Origin of the sequence: Lichenifustis flavocetrariae (assembly GCF_026130545.1) — a bacterium.
Classification (GTDB): domain Bacteria; phylum Pseudomonadota; class Alphaproteobacteria; order Rhizobiales; family Beijerinckiaceae; genus Lichenihabitans; species Lichenihabitans flavocetrariae.
In genome coordinates, this window is record NZ_JAMOIM010000005.1 from 1 (window position 1) to 17,167 (window position 17,167).

The 17,167-nt window shown below is 62.3% G+C and carries 16 protein-coding genes, 1 tRNA gene and 1 pseudogene; 3 read left to right on the forward strand and 15 right to left on the reverse strand.

The window, feature by feature from the left end; genetic code table 11:
* Positions 1-575: 575 nt before the first annotated feature.
* The 5 genes and pseudogenes from tnpC to M8523_RS09210 form a co-directional block, all read right to left on the reverse strand.
* Positions 576-1,903: pseudogene (tnpC, locus tag M8523_RS09190) on the reverse strand (IS66 family transposase).
* A 200-nt stretch (positions 1,904-2,103) separates the two neighbouring features.
* Positions 2,104-2,583 (reverse strand): hypothetical protein, encoded by a 480-nt coding sequence (locus tag M8523_RS09195; protein ID WP_282584565.1) that lies wholly within the window; start codon positions 2,581-2,583, stop codon positions 2,104-2,106.
* A complete protein-coding gene (locus M8523_RS09200; RefSeq protein WP_282584566.1) occupies positions 2,580-2,942 on the reverse strand; it encodes a hypothetical protein in 363 nt (120 codons plus the stop codon). The genes M8523_RS09195 and M8523_RS09200 overlap by 4 nt, the downstream gene beginning before the upstream one ends.
* Before the next feature lie 102 nt (positions 2,943-3,044).
* Positions 3,045-3,362: a hypothetical protein gene (locus M8523_RS09205; RefSeq protein ID WP_282584567.1), complete on the reverse strand. Its 318-nt coding sequence runs from the start codon at positions 3,360-3,362 to the stop codon at positions 3,045-3,047.
* A gap of 1 nt (position 3,363) precedes the next feature.
* Positions 3,364-4,389, reverse strand: coding sequence for a glycosyl hydrolase 108 family protein (locus M8523_RS09210; RefSeq protein WP_282584568.1), 1,026 nt, complete (start codon positions 4,387-4,389; stop codon positions 3,364-3,366).
* Positions 4,390-4,495: 106 nt separating this feature from the next.
* On the opposite strand from M8523_RS09210, the gene M8523_RS09215 reads away from it, so the two are divergent.
* Entirely contained in the window at positions 4,496-4,654 is a 159-nt protein-coding gene (locus M8523_RS09215) for a hypothetical protein (protein WP_282584569.1), read from the forward strand.
* Positions 4,655-4,749: 95 nt separating this feature from the next.
* Here the strand turns inward: M8523_RS09215 and M8523_RS09220 are convergent, their stop codons facing one another.
* Positions 4,750-5,157 carry a hypothetical protein gene (locus tag M8523_RS09220; protein ID WP_282584570.1) on the reverse strand — a complete coding sequence of 136 codons (408 nt, stop codon included), beginning with the start codon at positions 5,155-5,157 and terminating at the stop codon, positions 4,750-4,752.
* Between the two features lie 374 nt (positions 5,158-5,531).
* Between M8523_RS09220 and M8523_RS09225 the strand changes: the two genes are divergently transcribed.
* Entirely contained in the window at positions 5,532-7,079 is a 1,548-nt protein-coding gene (locus M8523_RS09225) for a right-handed parallel beta-helix repeat-containing protein (protein ID WP_282584571.1), read from the forward strand.
* A gap of 107 nt (positions 7,080-7,186) precedes the next feature.
* On the opposite strand, the gene M8523_RS09230 is transcribed toward M8523_RS09225, so the two are convergent.
* Positions 7,187-7,453, reverse strand: coding sequence for a hypothetical protein (locus M8523_RS09230; protein ID WP_282584572.1), 267 nt, complete (start codon positions 7,451-7,453; stop codon positions 7,187-7,189).
* 159 nt (positions 7,454-7,612) lie between these two features.
* On the opposite strand from M8523_RS09230, the gene M8523_RS09235 reads away from it, so the two are divergent.
* The gene (locus M8523_RS09235) at positions 7,613-8,224 is read left to right on the forward strand and encodes a hypothetical protein (protein ID WP_282584573.1); all 612 of its coding nucleotides are present in this window, start codon (positions 7,613-7,615) and stop codon (positions 8,222-8,224) included.
* 413 nt (positions 8,225-8,637) lie between these two features.
* Here M8523_RS09235 and M8523_RS09240 read toward each other — a convergent pair whose 3' ends face one another.
* The 8 genes from M8523_RS09240 to M8523_RS09275 form a co-directional block, all read right to left on the reverse strand.
* Positions 8,638-10,011, reverse strand: coding sequence for a DNA methyltransferase (locus tag M8523_RS09240; protein WP_282584574.1), 1,374 nt, complete (start codon positions 10,009-10,011; stop codon positions 8,638-8,640).
* A gap of 9 nt (positions 10,012-10,020) precedes the next feature.
* On the reverse strand, positions 10,021-10,455 hold the full coding sequence (locus tag M8523_RS09245) for a hypothetical protein (RefSeq protein WP_282584575.1): 435 nt from the start codon (positions 10,453-10,455) through the stop codon (positions 10,021-10,023).
* Between the two features lie 31 nt (positions 10,456-10,486).
* A complete protein-coding gene (locus tag M8523_RS09250) occupies positions 10,487-11,146 on the reverse strand; it encodes a DEAD/DEAH box helicase family protein (protein ID WP_282584576.1) in 660 nt (219 codons plus the stop codon).
* Entirely contained in the window at positions 11,143-11,763 is a 621-nt protein-coding gene (locus tag M8523_RS09255; protein ID WP_282584577.1) for a TRM11 family methyltransferase, read from the reverse strand. The genes M8523_RS09250 and M8523_RS09255 overlap by 4 nt, the downstream gene beginning before the upstream one ends.
* A gap of 238 nt (positions 11,764-12,001) precedes the next feature.
* A tRNA-Pro gene (locus M8523_RS09260) sits at positions 12,002-12,078 on the reverse strand.
* A 92-nt stretch (positions 12,079-12,170) separates the two neighbouring features.
* Positions 12,171-14,228 carry an FUSC family protein gene (locus tag M8523_RS09265; protein WP_282584578.1) on the reverse strand — a complete coding sequence of 686 codons (2,058 nt, stop codon included), beginning with the start codon at positions 14,226-14,228 and terminating at the stop codon, positions 12,171-12,173.
* Positions 14,218-14,883 carry a phosphatase PAP2 family protein gene (locus tag M8523_RS09270; RefSeq protein WP_282584579.1) on the reverse strand — a complete coding sequence of 222 codons (666 nt, stop codon included), beginning with the start codon at positions 14,881-14,883 and terminating at the stop codon, positions 14,218-14,220. The genes M8523_RS09265 and M8523_RS09270 overlap by 11 nt, the downstream gene beginning before the upstream one ends.
* Positions 14,884-14,995: 112 nt before the next feature.
* Entirely contained in the window at positions 14,996-17,167 is a 2,172-nt protein-coding gene (locus M8523_RS09275; RefSeq protein WP_282584580.1) for an amylo-alpha-1,6-glucosidase, read from the reverse strand.

The window sequence follows — 17,167 nt, forward strand, 5'->3', positions numbered from 1 at the left end:
GTATGCGGCCCAGCGCCTGGGACACGCTTTCCCGGTCCTGAGCCCGGCGCGTGCTTTGCTGGCCCGCATTCCCCTTGGTCCCAGCCCTTCGCTCCACCGGCTCCGCCGCCGGTTGTCCGGCTTTGTTCGTCGGCTTCATCGCTACTATGGCGGGGTCTGACTTCTCGTGACCGTTCATCATCGGCTTCGGCTCCTCACCTTCCCGATGCGGGCCGGCAGCAACGGGCTGTCGGTCGGACGCGAGATCTCCCGGTTCCCGTACAAGGAGCGTACACACATGCCAGGGTCTTCGACCACGCCGGACCGGTGAGGCGCTCGCGCTGACGCGCCCCGCTGTATGGCCTTCCGCCTAATTAACGACGTCGGCGTCCGGGATATCTGGCTTTCGCGGCTCAATGGCTGGCCTGTGTGCACCCCTGCCGACGCTTCACCGCCATCCTCGCGAATGACGATGCACGGCTCGGGGCCGATGTGGGTCGCTACGCCTTCATCGTGTCGGACTTGCACCGATTACTCCTTGCCGGTCTCCCGGCGCACTAACTACCCACCGCCTATTTCGGCGGGCGTATGCCGTTTCAGGCCAGGGTTGCGACGATGACGTCGAAGGGGTTGGTGCCCTTGAGCCTGGCGGTGTCGATGGTCGTTTGAACTTCCGCTTCGGCCTCTGCGGCCCACATGGCGCGATAGCAATTCGTCACTTTCCGCTGGATGACGCACGGGCGGAGTTTACGCTCTGACGTATTGTTGGTGACATCCACCTCGCCGGGAAATTGCAGAAGGTGAGAAGTTGATCTTTGGCGCGCCCGATTTTGGCTTGTAACTTCTGTGCGAGATCGCACCCGGTCGTCGCGGCCAGAAGATCCGTGAGTTGCTGCTCCAGTTCCCGCTTTTTGCGCCCCAGGGTCGAGGCCGCGAAACCCGTGATGGCCCGGGCGAGATCGAAGGCTTTTCCCAGCCAGAGTTTGAAGCGCAGGGGAATCGTCCGACCCATGCTCCAGCGCGAAAGCTGTATCACGGGCGAGATGCGCCAAGCAGGTCTGATGCCGCTCACCATGCGCCTGCTGGGCCGAGTAGCGATCCGAGATCCAGACCTTGGGCACGTGGCCGGCCATCATCTCGTCCACGACGCGGGCGGCGCGGGAATAATCGGGCTGATGCACCACCGCGTCCTTGCAGTGGAACCCTCCGTGTGCCACATTACCAAGCTTTGCTTGGCGTGGCCCCTGGCACACTCCGCCCAATGATACGAGTTCGTGCCCGCGATCCTGACGCCGGTCTCGTCACTGGCGACGATCCGGGCGCTGCGCAGAATGGCCTTCGCCTTATCGGCCTCGAGCTTGAACTTCGCGTGGGAGCGGATGAACATGTTCATCAACGCGCCTTCGCTGACGCTCAGGCCGAATGCATCGCGGAACATGCCGCGAAGACGCTCATAGGACAGCGCCTGGACGCTCTTGTAATAGATCGCCAGCGCATGGATGCGCGCTCCGAACGGCGTCGATGTCGCCACCATGGGCGCCGGAGCTTTCGCATCGAGGCCGCAATGTCCGCATCGGCAGGCAAAACGCCGGTGGCGCACGACATGCGGTTTGACCACCGGAATGTCGACCTCGTCGTATTCGGCAATCAACTCCCGCTCGGCGTCTAACAAAAACGATCCGCCGCACCGCTCGCACGCGCTCGGCATGTGGTCTCGGACCTCATCGGGATTATTCGCCAGCAGGCGGTTGTGCGGCTCATGTCCGGGTTTCGCCCCGCCAGGGCGAGAGTTCTCGCGTTTCTCTTTCTTGTCCGTCGAAGGCGGCTTGGAGGACGTGCGTGACGTCTTGTCCGGCCGCTGGAGGTGGAGGACCAACTCGATCAACTGCTCTTTGCTCAGATGCTGCAAATCTTGGCGTTCCATCCCCCTAGCGATTCAGACATCCGACCCCGGTGCAAGTGGCCATCTTCCAACCGCGAAGGGGGTGGGTAACTACGCTTCCGATAAGCGTCATTCCCGGAAGAGATCCGAAACGCAAAAGGCGCCCCCGGCCGAAGCCAGGGGCGCCAAGTGTTGTTGTTGCGGTTCACAGAGGATCTCACGCGATCCTTGCGCGAGGCTAGCTACAGCCCCTTCGCCCCCACGCTCACCACATCCGGAAACGGCACGTGCAGCCGCCACAAACCCCAGAGCCCGGGATAGAACGCCGTTTGCTGAACCGTGACCGTGTCGCTCAGCCTCACATAGGGTGGCAACGGAGCGCACATTCGTAGACGATAGGGCTCCGCCCTCGCCGCGACGGCATACCGGGTCATCCCCCAAGGCCGGCCACTGTCCATATCGAATGGAGCCGCGACCCCACCGGGCTCGCCATTGATCACCAGGAAGGCATCGAGATTGTCGGAGCCGATCGCCCGGAGCTTGGTGAATGTCCATGCCCAGCAAAGACGGCCGGCGGAGCGCTCGATGACTTCCACGGTCTGAACCGACCCGCGGACGGGAGCGTAGCGGTTTTCGAGCGCGGGGCCGGCAGGAATGGCCAGCATCGCGATGATGATGACGATTGAGAGCGCCGCGTAGGCGCGCCAGAACACCCGGCTCATTCCTCACCTCTGCGCTTCTGAAGCACCTGGTTGATGCGCCGATCGAGCTTGGTGTCCATGCCGCGCACCTGGTGCTCGACGCCGCTCAGGCGTTGCGCCACGGGCTCGAACATGGCGGTCAGCAGCCGGGTCAGGCTCTGCTCAAGCCTGTCGATCGCGCCCGTCCGGACATAGTTGTTCGATGCGAAATCCTTATGGGCAGCGAGATCGGCTTCCGCCCTGGTGGCGCGGCCTTCGAGCACGTCGATCCGACGTGTGTGCCCGTTGGTAGCGGCGCGTAGCGTGAAATAGCCGCCGACCCCGCCGATCGCCGCGAGGACGACGGCGTTGACCGGCATGAGCATGGATTCCCAGTTCATGGGAGCCTTTCCCGGCCGTCGTGCGGTGGCCGTCATCGAGAGAGAAACGAATAGGCCGGTCCGCGGGGGCGCTGCGGGCAGGCCTTTGTGTTTGAGAGTGCGCTATCGTCCGGCGCAGCGCGCCAGGGCCGGGTCTTCCGGCTGGCCGCTTCGGACGAGCCCGGCGTCGCGCAGCACGATGAGGGCGCCGATCAGCTTCAGGACGTCTTCGAGGACAATGGCCGGCGGGAAGAACAGCGCGACGAGGTCGAGGGCTGCCTCGGCGCCCGTGAGGATCGCTTCCTTGGTCTTGGCGGCCTGCAGCGCGGCAAGGGCCGCATGAACATCGACCAGGCACATCGCCTTCAGCGCGCCCTCGATCCCGTCCGAGGTCAACGGCGTACTGGAGGGAGCCGCCGGTGCGTCACTGGCGCCGCTCATCTCAGGCGGCCGGCTGGGCCAGGGGCTGCGTCGCATAGATCAGGCCTTGCACCGACGGATGCGTGTCGAAGCGTGCCAGCACCTTTTCGACGATGTCGCCGGCCTGGGTCATCAGGTCCGGAGCGTGCTTGGACGCGTAATCGACCGCCATGCCGACCAGGACGTTCTTGACGTCGATCGTCAGGGCCCCGTGGCTGGTGACGAGCGCGCCGCCCTTCTGCACCGCGAAGCCGATCGCGGCGTTCAGGACCTCATTCACGCGAGCCTGGAAGGTGGCGGCGTTCTTCTCGCCGAGGAACTTCACGATTTCGGGCCACACGGCCTTGAAGAGCAGGCTTGCGACACCGGTCAGGACGATGGGCCCAAGTTGATTGATGGCCGCCAGGGCGAAGGCGGTGAGGTCGACGGTCATGCGTGTGCTCCTTTGGGAAGGGGTGAAAACAGCGCGTCGATGAGGACGCGGAGGAACTGGCCGAGCGGGCCGGCTTGCGGCTGCGAGGGGGGCTTGGGCACGAGAGGGTGAGGCGAGCGGCTCGCGGCCGGGGGTATGGTCCGGGAGGGCGACGGGCGCCGCCGCGGCGAGCAGCAGGCCGCGCTTCTCGCAGGCAGCTATCCACGCACCCCAGCCCGCGCCGAAGCTCCGCCATGTCTTCCGCGACCTGCAGAAGGCGAGGCGCTCGGCTGAGATGGCGGCGATCTGAGCGGTGAGGGTTGCCTCGCGACGGGCGTCGACGAGCCAAGCCGCAGCCCGTGCCGGCCCGCTCATCACGCCGGCGTCGAACACCTCCTGACAGAGCGGCAGCGGCAGTCGGTCGAACCCCGGCGCGCGGCAGTATTCAGCCCAGTAGATGTCGGAGGCCTGCGCGAGCGTCAGGTTGCGAATGTCGAGATAAGGATGGCTGGCGGCCGCGATCCCGTATTTGGTGCCGCGCAACTCGCCTTTGCCGACGGCGCCGCCGGACCAATTGCCCGGATCCGCTTTCACCAAGGATAGGCCGCCCTCGTAGCGCAACGTGAACGGCAGCACGGACGTGCGGAATTCGGCTTCGGTGGTCTTGACGAGCTCCGGGAAAAGAGCCGCCTCCGAAGGACGGCAGGTGCTATGGTCGGCGCGTAGCTCGAGGAGCCCGGCGATGAGTCACGAGGACGAGATCAAGGCGCTGAAGGCCGAACTCGAATGCTTGCGAGAGCAGGCCTCGAACGTTCAGGGCGCCGGCGCGCTGAGCGCGAACACCGAGCGTCAGAGGGAGATCATCCGGAAGCTGGCGGACCTCGGCGCCCAACTCGGCTGACTGATCTCACGGCCAAGTGTGGAAGTTCAGGGCGAGCATCAGCCACGTGGCGCAGGCGGCCACGGCCAGGAGAGCGGTTTTCATGGTGTGCTCCGTCAGTCCGCGCGCGTGAGCGGGTCCATCAGGACCGGCACGCCATCCGCTCGCCTCATCCAATTCGAGGGCGCCATGTCCCACCGACCTGTCGGGAAGGCCTCCGCAGCGGCACGCAGCATGGCCGCGACGCCTGGATGATTGGCCGACACCAAATCAGCGAGGCGCAGCGGCTCGCGCTTCAATCCGTGACCATCGGCGAGCCAAGGCCGCGCCAGATCGGTCGGCCACAGCCGCTCGACGATCGCCACGAAGCCCTCGTAGTGGCCCGCATGCGCGAATAGCTGGCAGGAATGGACAACCGGCACATGGAGGCCCGGATGAGCCGAGCACCACGCGGCCCAGGCCGGCCAACCGTCTTCGCCGTCAAACCCGACCTTCACCGCCCAAGGGTCATCGGGACGGGCCAAACGAGAGCTGCATCTCCGTGGCCAAGCAGCTCCTTGCCGAGCCGCGCAAGGCGTTCAGGGATCGTGCGCATAGATCGGCTCGGGGCAAAGAAAAGCCCTCGGAAGAGGGCCGGGACGGCTCAGTTCAGACGGGTCGCTCAGAGGGTATTCAGGTCTTCGTTCCGAGCCATGTTGTACCGGCGCAGCCCATCGCGCAGCAGCCGGTTGCCCGTGACGAGCGTCGGCAGAAGCGATTCGGCATCTACGGTCACAAGCGGATCATCTCAAACTGTCAAAGACGCCGGACAAGCCCCAGGCCAGTTCGCTTCGATAGGCCCTAGGACTCGTAGTTTGACCGCAGCCAACAGACACGCTGGCTCTTCGGAAGAGATTTCATGAGATTGAAAAGCCTGGTTCTTGCAGCCGCGGTCGCCCTGCTTCCGGTCACGGCGCAGGCCGTTGAGGTCTATCCCGGATGTGGCGTGCCTTCGACCAAAGTGGGCGCTCACACCTTCTACGTTGATCCATTGCGAGGATCGGATTCCGGTGATGGATCATCCGCCAACCCCTGGAAGACGCTTTCCACGATCCTCGGTGTCAGCAACAAATTCGTTTCATCGAAGGCCTGGTCGAATAAGACATCTTCCTACGCGGTCGTGAACCCGACCGGACCGATCAAGGCAGGTGACACTGTCCTGCTCAGGTCCGGCAACCACGGGAATCTGAAGATTCTCAATCTCTTCAATGATGATTTCATCACCGTGGCTGCAGCTCCCGGTGCGACCCCCGTGATCACGCAGCTTGCTATCACAAGCGCGGCCAAATGGGCCTTCCACGGCATTAAATTTCAAAGCCCCACCCAGCAGCCGATCCCATCGGATCTCTCGAAGAAGCCGTTGGACGCACTGGTCACCGTGGGAGGCGGCGACTACACTGGCGTCAGTCATGACTTCGTATTGTACGACAATTCCTTTTCCACCACCGACGACACCGCCGGCTGGAGCAAAACGGACTGGGTCGCACAGCCAACCTTTATGCTCGCATCAGCTCTCGCAACCTGCTCAAGCTTCGTCGATAACCGATTCTACAACGCCTTCAATGCTCTCGGGCTTTTTAATTCGAGGCAAATCGCCTTGCAGAACTCCATCCGGTTCTTCGTGAACGACGGCATCGATCTGACCGCAGGCGCCATTACCATCAAAGCGAATACGATCACGGACAACGTCAATTCGACATTGGATGGCTATCATGCCGATGGCATCCAAGGATGGTCGAATATCGTCAATGGTGTTCCGGCCACAAACAGCTATGTGACGATCGACGGCAATACGATCGTTAAGACGGGCGATGCTGCCGTGACCTATATGCAGGGCATTTCGTTCTTTGATGGACGGTGGGATCATTTATTCATCACAAACAATAAAATTATCACGAATACTGTTAATGGTATTGCCGTGTTTGGCGGGACAAACGTCCAGATCATTAACAATACCCTGGTCGCGTCGGGCACCGATAAAACCACTATCCTCAGGCTTCAGAATGCGAAGGACGGGACTTCGTCGGTGAATGTTACCGTGAGGAACAACATCTCTCCGTTCCTGGCGGTGGCCATCGCTGGCGTAACGGCCGACCACAACATCATCGCGGGCGGCCGGTATATCGATCTTGTGAATGGCGTCGGTACAAACGTCACGACATCGAACATGACGAAGCGGAACATTCTCGTGAGTGACGTGTCGTCCCTCTTTGTCACCGTCAATGATGCCACAGCTACCTATGATCTCCGCCTGAAGGCGGGAAGCGCGGCTGTCGGGTTCGGCTCGTGGGCTGGTGCGCCAGCGACCGACATTGTGGGAAGAACCAGGGGGCCGGCCTACGATCTCGGCGCTTATGCATATCCCAAAGCTCAGGTCGCAGGGACCGGCTCGGCATCGGGCAATTGATTGAGACACCAGCGCTCATCTGATCCGGATGGGGCACGCACTCCGCCAGCTTGACCAATGCTTGACTTGGCCGAGCGACCGACGGCAAGCGTTGATGGTCTCGCTCCTCAGATCGCCGCCTGCACGTTTGCTTCTAGCAACCCCAGAGCGACATCAAGTCCGGCCAAGATCTCCGTATTTGTGACGAGATCGCTCATAACGATCGCGCTGGCCTTCGAGGTCAGAGCGTAGCATTGCGTGCTGATCTTGCCGGCGTAGGTCAGCTGGACCTGTTTGATGGCGTGGATCTGGTCGGTGAGGGACGGCGCCGGAACGGCCGCCGATGCCGCCGTGATCGAGGATGCAGTCGTGCTGGCGGCAGTCGTGGTTGTCATCGCGTGAGCCTTCGATTTCGGGGGAAAAAAGGGGCGCAGCCGGCCGACCTGCACTGCGACAAATTGGCATAAAACTGTATGGTATATGAGAGCTCGATCGGAACCGAGCCGCAGCCTAGCCTATGAATTGCGGAGAATGTTATGTTTTTTAGGAGTTTAGTGGCGCTGCTCACAGCGTCCCTGGCTTATGTCGCGGGGACGGCAAGCGCCTCGGCACTGTTCATTCACGAAGATATATCCATCCTCGATGTGGGGCGCAGTGATGACTACCAGTCATCACTCCTGTTCGACACCAGCACAGGTCAAGGCACCTTTTCGTTCCTCGGACAAGTGTTCGGAGGACAGGATTTCCTGGGCTCCTTCACGGCGTCAGGATCAGGAGTCGTCCAAATCGTTCGCGACACGCTCTCGACCAACTACAGCTTTTCCTTGCTTCTGGATCCGGCGACCTTTTCTGGATTTGTGCTCACGCGGACAGACGTGTTGATCGACGACGAAATCGCGCCATCCTTTCCGGCCCCTCAGTTTTCGGTCACGGTTCCCGGAGATCCCACCGACTACTCGGTGTGCCGGGGATGCTACGACCACAGTGGTGACCTGTTCCCGTCGTTCTTCTCCGATCGGATCACCATCAGCTCCGTCCTCACACCGGTGCCGCTCCCGCCGTCGCTGCCCCTTTATGCGATTGGTCTCATCGCCCTCGGGGGTTTGTCTCTCTCAGGGCGAAGATTGTCTACAACGAGCGCGGACCCGATTGCTGCGACTGAATGAACTGACCGCCTTACTGGCCTAGTCGCCCGGTTCAGCGAGGGAGGGCCCGGGGCGTAGGTCCGAAGACCGTTATAGCGATGGTGTTCTCGGCTGACCCGCAATCACCTTTGATGCCGGCTTGGCTTGCACCGCAATCGGCAACCTCGCCTTCCATTCCTCTCCGCGTCGGAAGAGACCGGCGCCCGTCGATCGCTTCCGCTGCCGTCGAGATTTACGCTCGCCTGCAACTTCAGTCGGCACAATCTCCGCATCCAAATCGGCCAGGGTCTGCGCCGTCCGCTCGGTGAGCGCCGGGCGGACAGGCCGACCGATGGCTTCCGGCTCGCGCTGCTCGGGTAGAGTGGAAGCCGCCGCTTCCGGCGGACGATCCGGGACAGGCTTGCGCACCCTTGGACGGTCGATGGGGCGGCGCGTCATTCTGCGGCCTCCAACACTTGGTCGATCACATCGAACAGAGTGGGCGTGGCCAGACGCTCTTCTTCAGCCCGAAGATACCCGCACGCATCCCGCCAGTAGTCATGCGAAAGCTCGGCTCCCCATCCTTCCCGATTCAGCTTCATCGCGCGCAGAGGCACGGTACCGATGCCGGCGAATGGATCGAAGACGCGCTCGCCTGACATCGAAAACCGCGTGATGAGCCGATCAACAATGTCAAATTGCAAGGTACACATATGCTTTTCCCGGCCTGCTGAAGCCTGCGCGGTGTTGAGCGTTCGCATACGCTGCACGTCGTGCCAGGTGCCGGCGTCGGTCGCGCCGAGCGCCAGAGCCATGTATGTCGTCGGCATCTTGCCCGAGACCTCGAGCGCCTCACCGACCCGGACGTGATATTCGAAATCGTAGATCCGCCTGAGCGTCTCGGCGGTGAACACCCGGCCGCGAGTCGCATCGGGCAGAGCCGCCATCTCATCGGGTGAGAGCAGGCGATCGCCGGACGAGCGCCAGAACGCGTGCGCGTCGATCTGCCAGCGCGCAAGGCTATATTCCGCCTCGTCCTTCACCACCGGCACGTCGGCATAGCCCTTGCCGCGGTTCGTCTGCTGCTTTCGGAACAGCAGCACATATTCGGGGCAGCCCACCCCCATCTTAGTGCCGTCCTTCCGCATCTCGGTGTAGCCGAGGCGATAGGTCTGGTTGTTTTCCCGAACCACGTCCGTATTGACGTGCATCATGCCCATGAACTGCAAACCGTGCCGGCGGTAGTGGAAGATGCATTCGGCGTGGAACGGGTCGATAGTCGGCACCCCCTCTCCAGTCACCGACCCGAACAGCACACGGTCCTTCACGTGGATACAGGCGAGTCGCCCAGGCTTCAGGATCCTCAGCAGCTCCGGCGTCAGGTGGTCCGCTTGGGCGAAGAACCGCGCGTTGTCCTCGGTGTGGCCAAAGTCGTTGTAGCTGGGCGTGTATTCGTAATGGTTCGCAAAAGGGATCGAGGTCACGATCAAGTCGACCGAGGCTGTCGCCATCGTCTTGGCCTCGACCACGCAATCGTTGTTCACCATGCGCCAGCCCTGGCCTGACGCTTCCAAGCGCTCCAGGCCGATTGAGCGGGTGAGCACTTCAGCCATCGCGTCGGCGTTCAGGCCGTATTTTCGGATGATCTCGCTCATGCGCGCCGCCATTTCCTCGTGCTGGGCCCATTTGGCTTCGAGGTCGCGGCGGATCGCGCGGTCGGCCTCGGAATAGACGATGTCGATTTCGACCGGCTGCGGCTGCCCAAAGCGCTGCACGCGATGCACGGCCTGGATGAAGTCGTTGAACTTGTGACCGATGCCGACGAGCACGGCACGGTGTCAATGGCGCTGGAAGTTACAGCCCGAGCCGCACAAGATCGGCTTCTTCGACAGGAGCTCAAACGCTCCATCCGAGAATCCCATGATGAGGTCATCGCGTTTGTCGAGGTCCTGCGTGCCAAAGACGCTACGAGCAGTCGGAAGTGCTTGCTCGATTGCTGAGCGTTCGGCCTCTAAGTCATGCCAGAGGATGAAATGATCGGACGGCGCCGCTGTCACGATCGCCGCCGCCTTGGCCACGCGCGCTGGCAGGGTCGCGCGGCGCTCACGGGATTCATCGGCCAGCCCGGTCGCGCCTGTGCGCAGAAGAATCCCCTGCCCGTCCCGGTCAACAGCTTGAGGAATGGTGCTTTGCACCTCGTGCCACCGGACCACGAGTGGCGGCAGATCATAGCCCTCATCCGAAAAGCCGAGGTCGCTTGGTCGCTGCAGCATCACGGCCCAGCTCGCAACCCAGAGCCAAAACTCACCTTCCTTGTGGGGGGTACAAGGTGAGGTCCCCCGCCTTCTCGGCGTTGCGCTGGAAGAAGCGCGTAAGGGCTTGGCCCGTATCCATTACGCCGAGAAACCCAGCATAATGGATAAGCTCCTTGAATCGGTTCGGCGAAGGTGTTGCGGTCGCCACGAAGCGGTAGCGCACGTTTTGGAACAGTGTGAGAAAGGTCTGGTAAGTCTTCGAGCCGAACGATCGCAGTACGCTGGCCTCATCCAGGCTCGCGGCCTCAAAGAGGTTCGGTTCAAGCTTGCCGTCCCGCACCGTCTTATATTTGGTTAAGTGGATTCCGGTCTCGCTCACTTCGGCAGCCGACCGGACGAAGCGGATGCTAATGCCCATCACGGCCGCGTCTCGCAAAAACTCTTGCCGAACGCCGAGTGGCGCGATGATCAACTGCCGGCCGCCGGCATGAATGCCGATCTGGTGCATGATCTCGATCTGCATCCGCGTTTTGTGCAGACCGAATTTCGTGAAGATTGCCCGGCGTCCGCCCTGCAGGGCACAGCGCACGATCGCGGTGTTGAACGGCTTCAGATGCGACGACAGGCTTGCTGGATTGACATCGAACCCTGAGACGGGCGCCCGCTTGATCTTGGATTCGAGGAAGGCGCGATAGGGATCGGCGCTCATGCGGTCACCGCCCCTTCCGGGAGGATCCACCCGCCCTGATACGTTCGCGTTGCCGGAGCGGTCAGATCCCAGACGATCCAGCACCAGTCCGCAGTGCCGCCGCCGGCCTCGTTTCCTGCCGCGAGATACTCTCCGGAGGGACAGGAAGGCCGCTTGGCCAAGGTCCGAACGCGGTGAGGACAGAGCTCAGCAAAAAGGCCCGTCGCGCGGCGCTGGCTCGCCAGGAACTTTAAGTCCGTGAAAACCGCGACCTTCCCCTTCGCGATCGTCAGCGCTTTGCGGATGAAGGCTTCCGTGCCGCGGGCTTTGAAGAAGGGTGGGTTGGTGATGATGTTGGTGGTGTGCCAAGCCGGGAACGGCAGATTTGGCGGATCTATTCGCGCGGTGAGAAAATCGTGCTGGCCCGCGAACAGATGGCTCAGGTTGTCGAGAACGCGGCGGACGATGTCAGATTGCATAACCGAGCAGCCGCCCGCCGTGCAGGCACGCAGCACGTTGCCGCCACCGCAGGCCGGATCCCAGATCGGTCCGACGAAACGCTCAACGCGCAGCAGACCAGCGGTAGCCTCGGTCGGTTCGACGTGCCAATCGTAGGGGTCGCGATCAAAAAGGCGCACCGTCTTTGCCCGAGTACCCTGAATGGGGGTGCTATGAGCAAAGTCGGATGGCGTAGGAGTTTCGGTCTGGACTGAGGTGACGGCGGTCATGGCCGCGCCTCACGCGCGCAGCCTGAAAACGCCACGCGGCAGCGCGGCATCGATCCTCTGCGGACCGAAACTGTTCGCGAACCTGTTCGGGTCGGGCTTAGCCTGCTGACCCGTCGTCTGTGATGTGGCTGATTAGGTTTAGATAATGTGGTCGGAGTGATAGGATTCGAACCTACGACCCCCTCGTCCCGAACGAGGTGCGCTACCAGGCTGCGCTACACTCCGACATGCCGACGCGTGTTGCGGCCAGCGGCTGTTCCTATACGTGGGCCTCGCCCCGCCTGCAAGCACCATGATGCGGGTCTCTTATTTTCACCCTATCCGCGGGCCTCGACCATCGCGCTATCCACCATCACGACTGCACGCTGCAGCCGCGCCAGTGATCCATTCGGTGCGGCCACGGGGGGCGGAGCTGCGGCGCGGCGGTCCTCGGCCAAAGCGATGAGGGCCGCAGTGAGCCAATTGTGCCATTGAACCAGTTCGGCCTGCGCATCGGCCGACGCGTCGCTTTCATGCTGCAGGGTGATCAGCGTCGCACCGAGCCGGCGAAGCGCGGCGTCGATCGTTAGGCTGGCCTCCACCTGCCGGTTGCGACCTCGGCGAGGCTCCTGGAGCGAGCGGGACAGAGAAGCTTCGAGATTGTTGTTCGCGACACCGGCCTCCCGGCGCGCCCGCTCGGCAGCAGGCCGGGCCGCGTCAGAGAGGCGGGCCGCAAAGGTCGCGTCGGCGAAACGCGCATAGGCCATCAGGGTCTTCTTGAGTTCGCCGAGCAGGCGGTCAGGCTCCCAGCTCGGCCACAGGACCATACAGGCCGCGATCGCGAGCAAGCCACCCGCACCCGTATAGAACAGCCGCATCGCCGCGATCGTGGCGTCCGAATGGCCGGGTTCGACGACGTCGAACAAGACCACCACGAGCGGCGTCAGACACGCCACATAGGCCCCATAGCTGACCTGCCGGGCCGAGAATCCGATGATGCAGAGCGGCACCAGCAGCACGGCCTTGACCTCGATGGATTGCGGCAAGAATGCCATCGAGGCGCCGATCAGCCCGCCAAGCAGCGTCCCGCCGACACGCTCCAGCACCCGCTGCCACGTCGCCGCGAAATAGGGCTGCATCGACAGCGCCAAGGTTATAGTCATCCAGTGCCCGTAGGCGGTCGGCCAGATCACAGACCAGGCCAGAACGGGAGTGGTGACAAAGGTCGCACGCACCGCATGCCGCAAAATTGCGGATTGCCAGGTGAGATTATCGCGGATCGGATCGAGGGCCGCAGTCATCGCGGACGACCGGGTCTGGCAGGATGTCTGGGGCGCGAGATCCTCGGGATCGCGAAGCCGGATCGTGGTGCGAAGCGCATCCAGCACCCGTGCCACAATCGGCGCCAAGCCGGGATCCTGGGCAAAACCCGCCATGCGGGTCAAGACGGGATCGAGCCGCCGCGTGTCGGCGAGCAAGCCCCGATCCTCAAGCTTGAGGAGTGGATACAGAAGCCGAAGCACCCTTGCGGCTTGCAAGCGCGGTTTAGGCCCCAGCCCCTCGAGGACATCGCTCAAAGCGATCAGCGCACCGAATATAGATTCGGCGATTTCGATCCGAAGCTCCAACCGCTGCACCTCGGGCGACAGTGGCCCCCGGGCTCGCACAACGTCGGACAGCGCTGTGCGAGCCTCTTCGATCGCCAGCCGGGTGGCACGCCGATGACTGCGGGCATGGGCATCCAACCGGGTCAACGAGGGGCGGGCGAGTGTAGCGCGCAGGTCGCGGCACAAGACCGCCAGATTGATCCAGATCCGCCGCACCGCCTGGCTCGCGGGCTTGAGCGGCTGAACCCGCCAGATCACCAGAGTGAGAAACACGGACCACAAGCCGCCAACCACGAAGCTCAAGGCGACAATGCCCGCTTCTTCCAAGGTCAGCGGCTTGTCGACAGCAAGAGCCAAAGTGACGATCAGGACGTTCCCAACCGTCTGGGCCGCGAGTCCCCAGACCCGCGCCATACTGAACAGGAAAATTGCGATCCCGGCCAAAGGCACAACCACGACCGGTCCGAACCCTCTCAGCCAGCCGAAACTCATCCAGCAGAGCGCCCCGCCGATCACGAAGACCATCAAGGCACGAATGCGAGTCGGCAACGGACCTCCGACATCGCAGAAACACGTCAACATGGCCGCAAAGGCCACCATCAACAGCGAGGGGAAGTGCAGGACCAAGCCGCATAGCAACACCAGCCCCGACGCGAAGGCCGCCCGCACCCCCTCGGTGAGACTGAGAGCTGACGTGTCGATGGCGACCGGCAGGCGATCGAGATGCGGGCCCGGATTGTTGACCGTGCCACGCTCGAACCACGAGCGTCTCGTTCGATCAGTTCGCATGATCGCGCCGATCGGCGTCCGCGGGTGGTGTGTCCGGGCAAATCGAAGCGGTGGGTGCGGCGAATGTGTGGGACAGGACGACCCATCCACAAAGGACCCCAAGCCCCGTCCCCGCGATGACGTCACTCAAAAAATGATAGTCTGCTCCCAGCAGTCCGACCGCGACGGCCGCACAAGCCAGGATAAGCAGCGGGCGCAAACGCGGAAAGGAGCAGCTCAGGGTCGTGGCCGGCGCCGTGATCACCGTCATGTGACCCGACGGGAAGGAGGCCCATCCTCTGCCGCCATGCAGGGGAAAAAACCCGTAGCTGCCAGTGCCGATCCAAGACGGATTGTTCTCGACCCAGGTTTCGGGCCACAAGCGCCCGAAAAGGTATTTGCCCTGATCCTTCATCATGACGGCAACCGCGAGGGCCATTCCCGCGATGAGGATGGATCGCCATGGGCCAACCAGGTTTCGCCCAGCCAATCGCGCCGCGATCGCAGCTAAAATCGCCAGAGCGGACAGTGGCAGAAACGGATCGACGATGTGAGTGAGCGCGTCGAACCATTCGCGGTAAGCATGCAGGTGTGTCGCCGACCATGTCGAGAAGGGTCGGTCGATCCATCGGACACAAAGGCCAATGAGAATGATGACGAAGATGGCGACCGCCATCCTGTCACCTCGCCTCTGTCTCCATCCGATCGCCATCAGATACCGAGTAAGCGCTCACCTGATCCTGATTAGCCGATCCCTTCGCTGTCGGAGAGCGGAGAGATCATCTGCATCAGGAAAGAAGCATAGTGACCTGGATCGATCCCACACTTTTGACGACCCGAAGCGCGACATGTTCGCCGATCCGCCGGAGCATCACATCCACTTGAGCATCCCCGAATCCCAAGTTCCGGATCGTCACTTCGTCTAGAAACGACGGCAATTGCGGGTTGTTGAACTGGATCGATCGCGTCGACGGATCAAATTCGAGACCAAGTGTCGCTTGCAACAGAAGGAACGGTGTCCCGGCCGCCCAGGCCTGCGGCGAGCAGGCGACCGGATAAAGTGTCGGCGCGGCGCCACGCCTCCGGCGGAAGCCACAGAACAGTTCGGGCAGGCGCCGAAGGTCCATATAGCTGGCCGCCGCGAACAATCCCTCGAAGATCTTCTGCGCCTGATCGATCAGTCCGTAGCGGGCCATCCCCAGCGCGATCAGGCTGTTGTCATGCGGCCAGATCGAGCCGTTGTGGTAGGACATGGGATTGTAGCGCGGCTCGCCCTGCGCCACGGTCCGGACGCCCCATCCGGTAAAGAAGCTCGGCGACACCAAGCCGTCCGCGACGCGCTTGGCCCGATCCGCCCGCGCGATCCCGGTCCAAAGAACCTGTCCGGCATTGGATGTGCGCACGCGACACGGCCGTTTCTTGCCATCGAGCGCGACCGCGTAGGTGCCGATGTCCTCACACCAAAATTGCGCTTCGAACTTTTCTGCGAGGCTTGCTGCCTGGGCATTGAGATCTTTGGAGTCTTGATCGAACCCAAGCCGGGCCGCGCAGGCGGCCGCCATACGCTTCGCGGCATAGGCGTAGCCCTGCACTTCGACGAGCGCGATTGGCCCTTCCGCCAATTCTCCATCCGAATGAAAGACCGAGTCGAAAGAATCCTTCCACCCCTGATTCTGCAAACCGGCATCGGTCGCGCGGAAATACTCGAGGAATCCGTCCCCGTCACGATCACCCGATTCGTCCATCCACTGGAGGGCTCGTTTGAGCGAAGGCCAGAGGTCTCGGATCGTCTCCACATCGCCCGTTCGTTGAAGATATTGACCCGCGAGGACGATGAACAAAGGGGTTGCGTCGATCGTGCCGTAATAGAGCCCGAACGGCACCTCTCTCAGCGCGGCCATCTCGCCGCCGCGCATCTCGTGCAGGACTTTGCCGGGCTCGGCATCCGACGGCGCATCGAAACCAGTCGCCTGATAGTGCGCCAGGCGACGCAAGACCCCACGGGTGACGCTGGGATCGATCCACAGCATCTGAAGAGCGGTAATGATCCCGTCGCGCCCGAACGTCGTCGAATACCAGGGGGTGCCCGCATACGGGTAAGGACCCTGAGGCGTCTCGGTGATCAACATATAAAGGTCGGCCGTCGAGCGGCACATCACTTCGTTGAAGATTTCGTTCGATGTTTCGACCGTCGCGACATTCCGGGTCGCGGCCTTTTCGGCGCGATTGGCGTCGATGAACCCCTTGAAGAATGTCTCGGGCTTTGGACTATCAAGACCGTGGCACTCCGCGGAAAAAAATAGTGTTTTTGCTTGGCCACTTTCAAGCGAGAGCACAAACGTCGATGTCGCGTCAGCCGTCCGGTCAGGAACGGGGTCAAAGCACAACACCGTGCTTCTGGGCTGGTGATCCAGACCTTCATACGAGAACTTGACCCGTCCACCGTCAAACTCAGGTGCCTTGACGACGCCGCGACGCTCACGCTTCGTTCCCCGCGCCTCGAACAGATCCGAGAAGTCGCAATCGAATGAAAGCGACAGGGTGAATTCAACCGTCTCGTCGCCGTGGTTTGCCACGTGGATGCGCTGATGCGCGACATCCCCCCAAAGATACATCGTCCGCACGACGTGGATCGTATCGCGCGGCAATACGATTTGACCGTTCCGGTAAATATCCGGGTTCGTGAGATCCACCGACAGAGACACATTGTCGTCGCGGATGCTTGACCCCAACAGGAGCGGTTGCATCCCGTTGATCAACAGCTCCAGGCGGGAGAGAAACCTCGTGTCGTTGTTGAACAGCCCATCGGGTCCACCGGCAGAAGCTCCGATATCCCCGTGACTGTCACAGACCGCGAAGGTATTCCCCTGCTTGAGGGTATGACGTGGCCGCGATGACGGCCCCGTCGCCTGGATATAGAACGCACCCTGTTCCGACGACCCGGAGGCTTGATCGAGCAT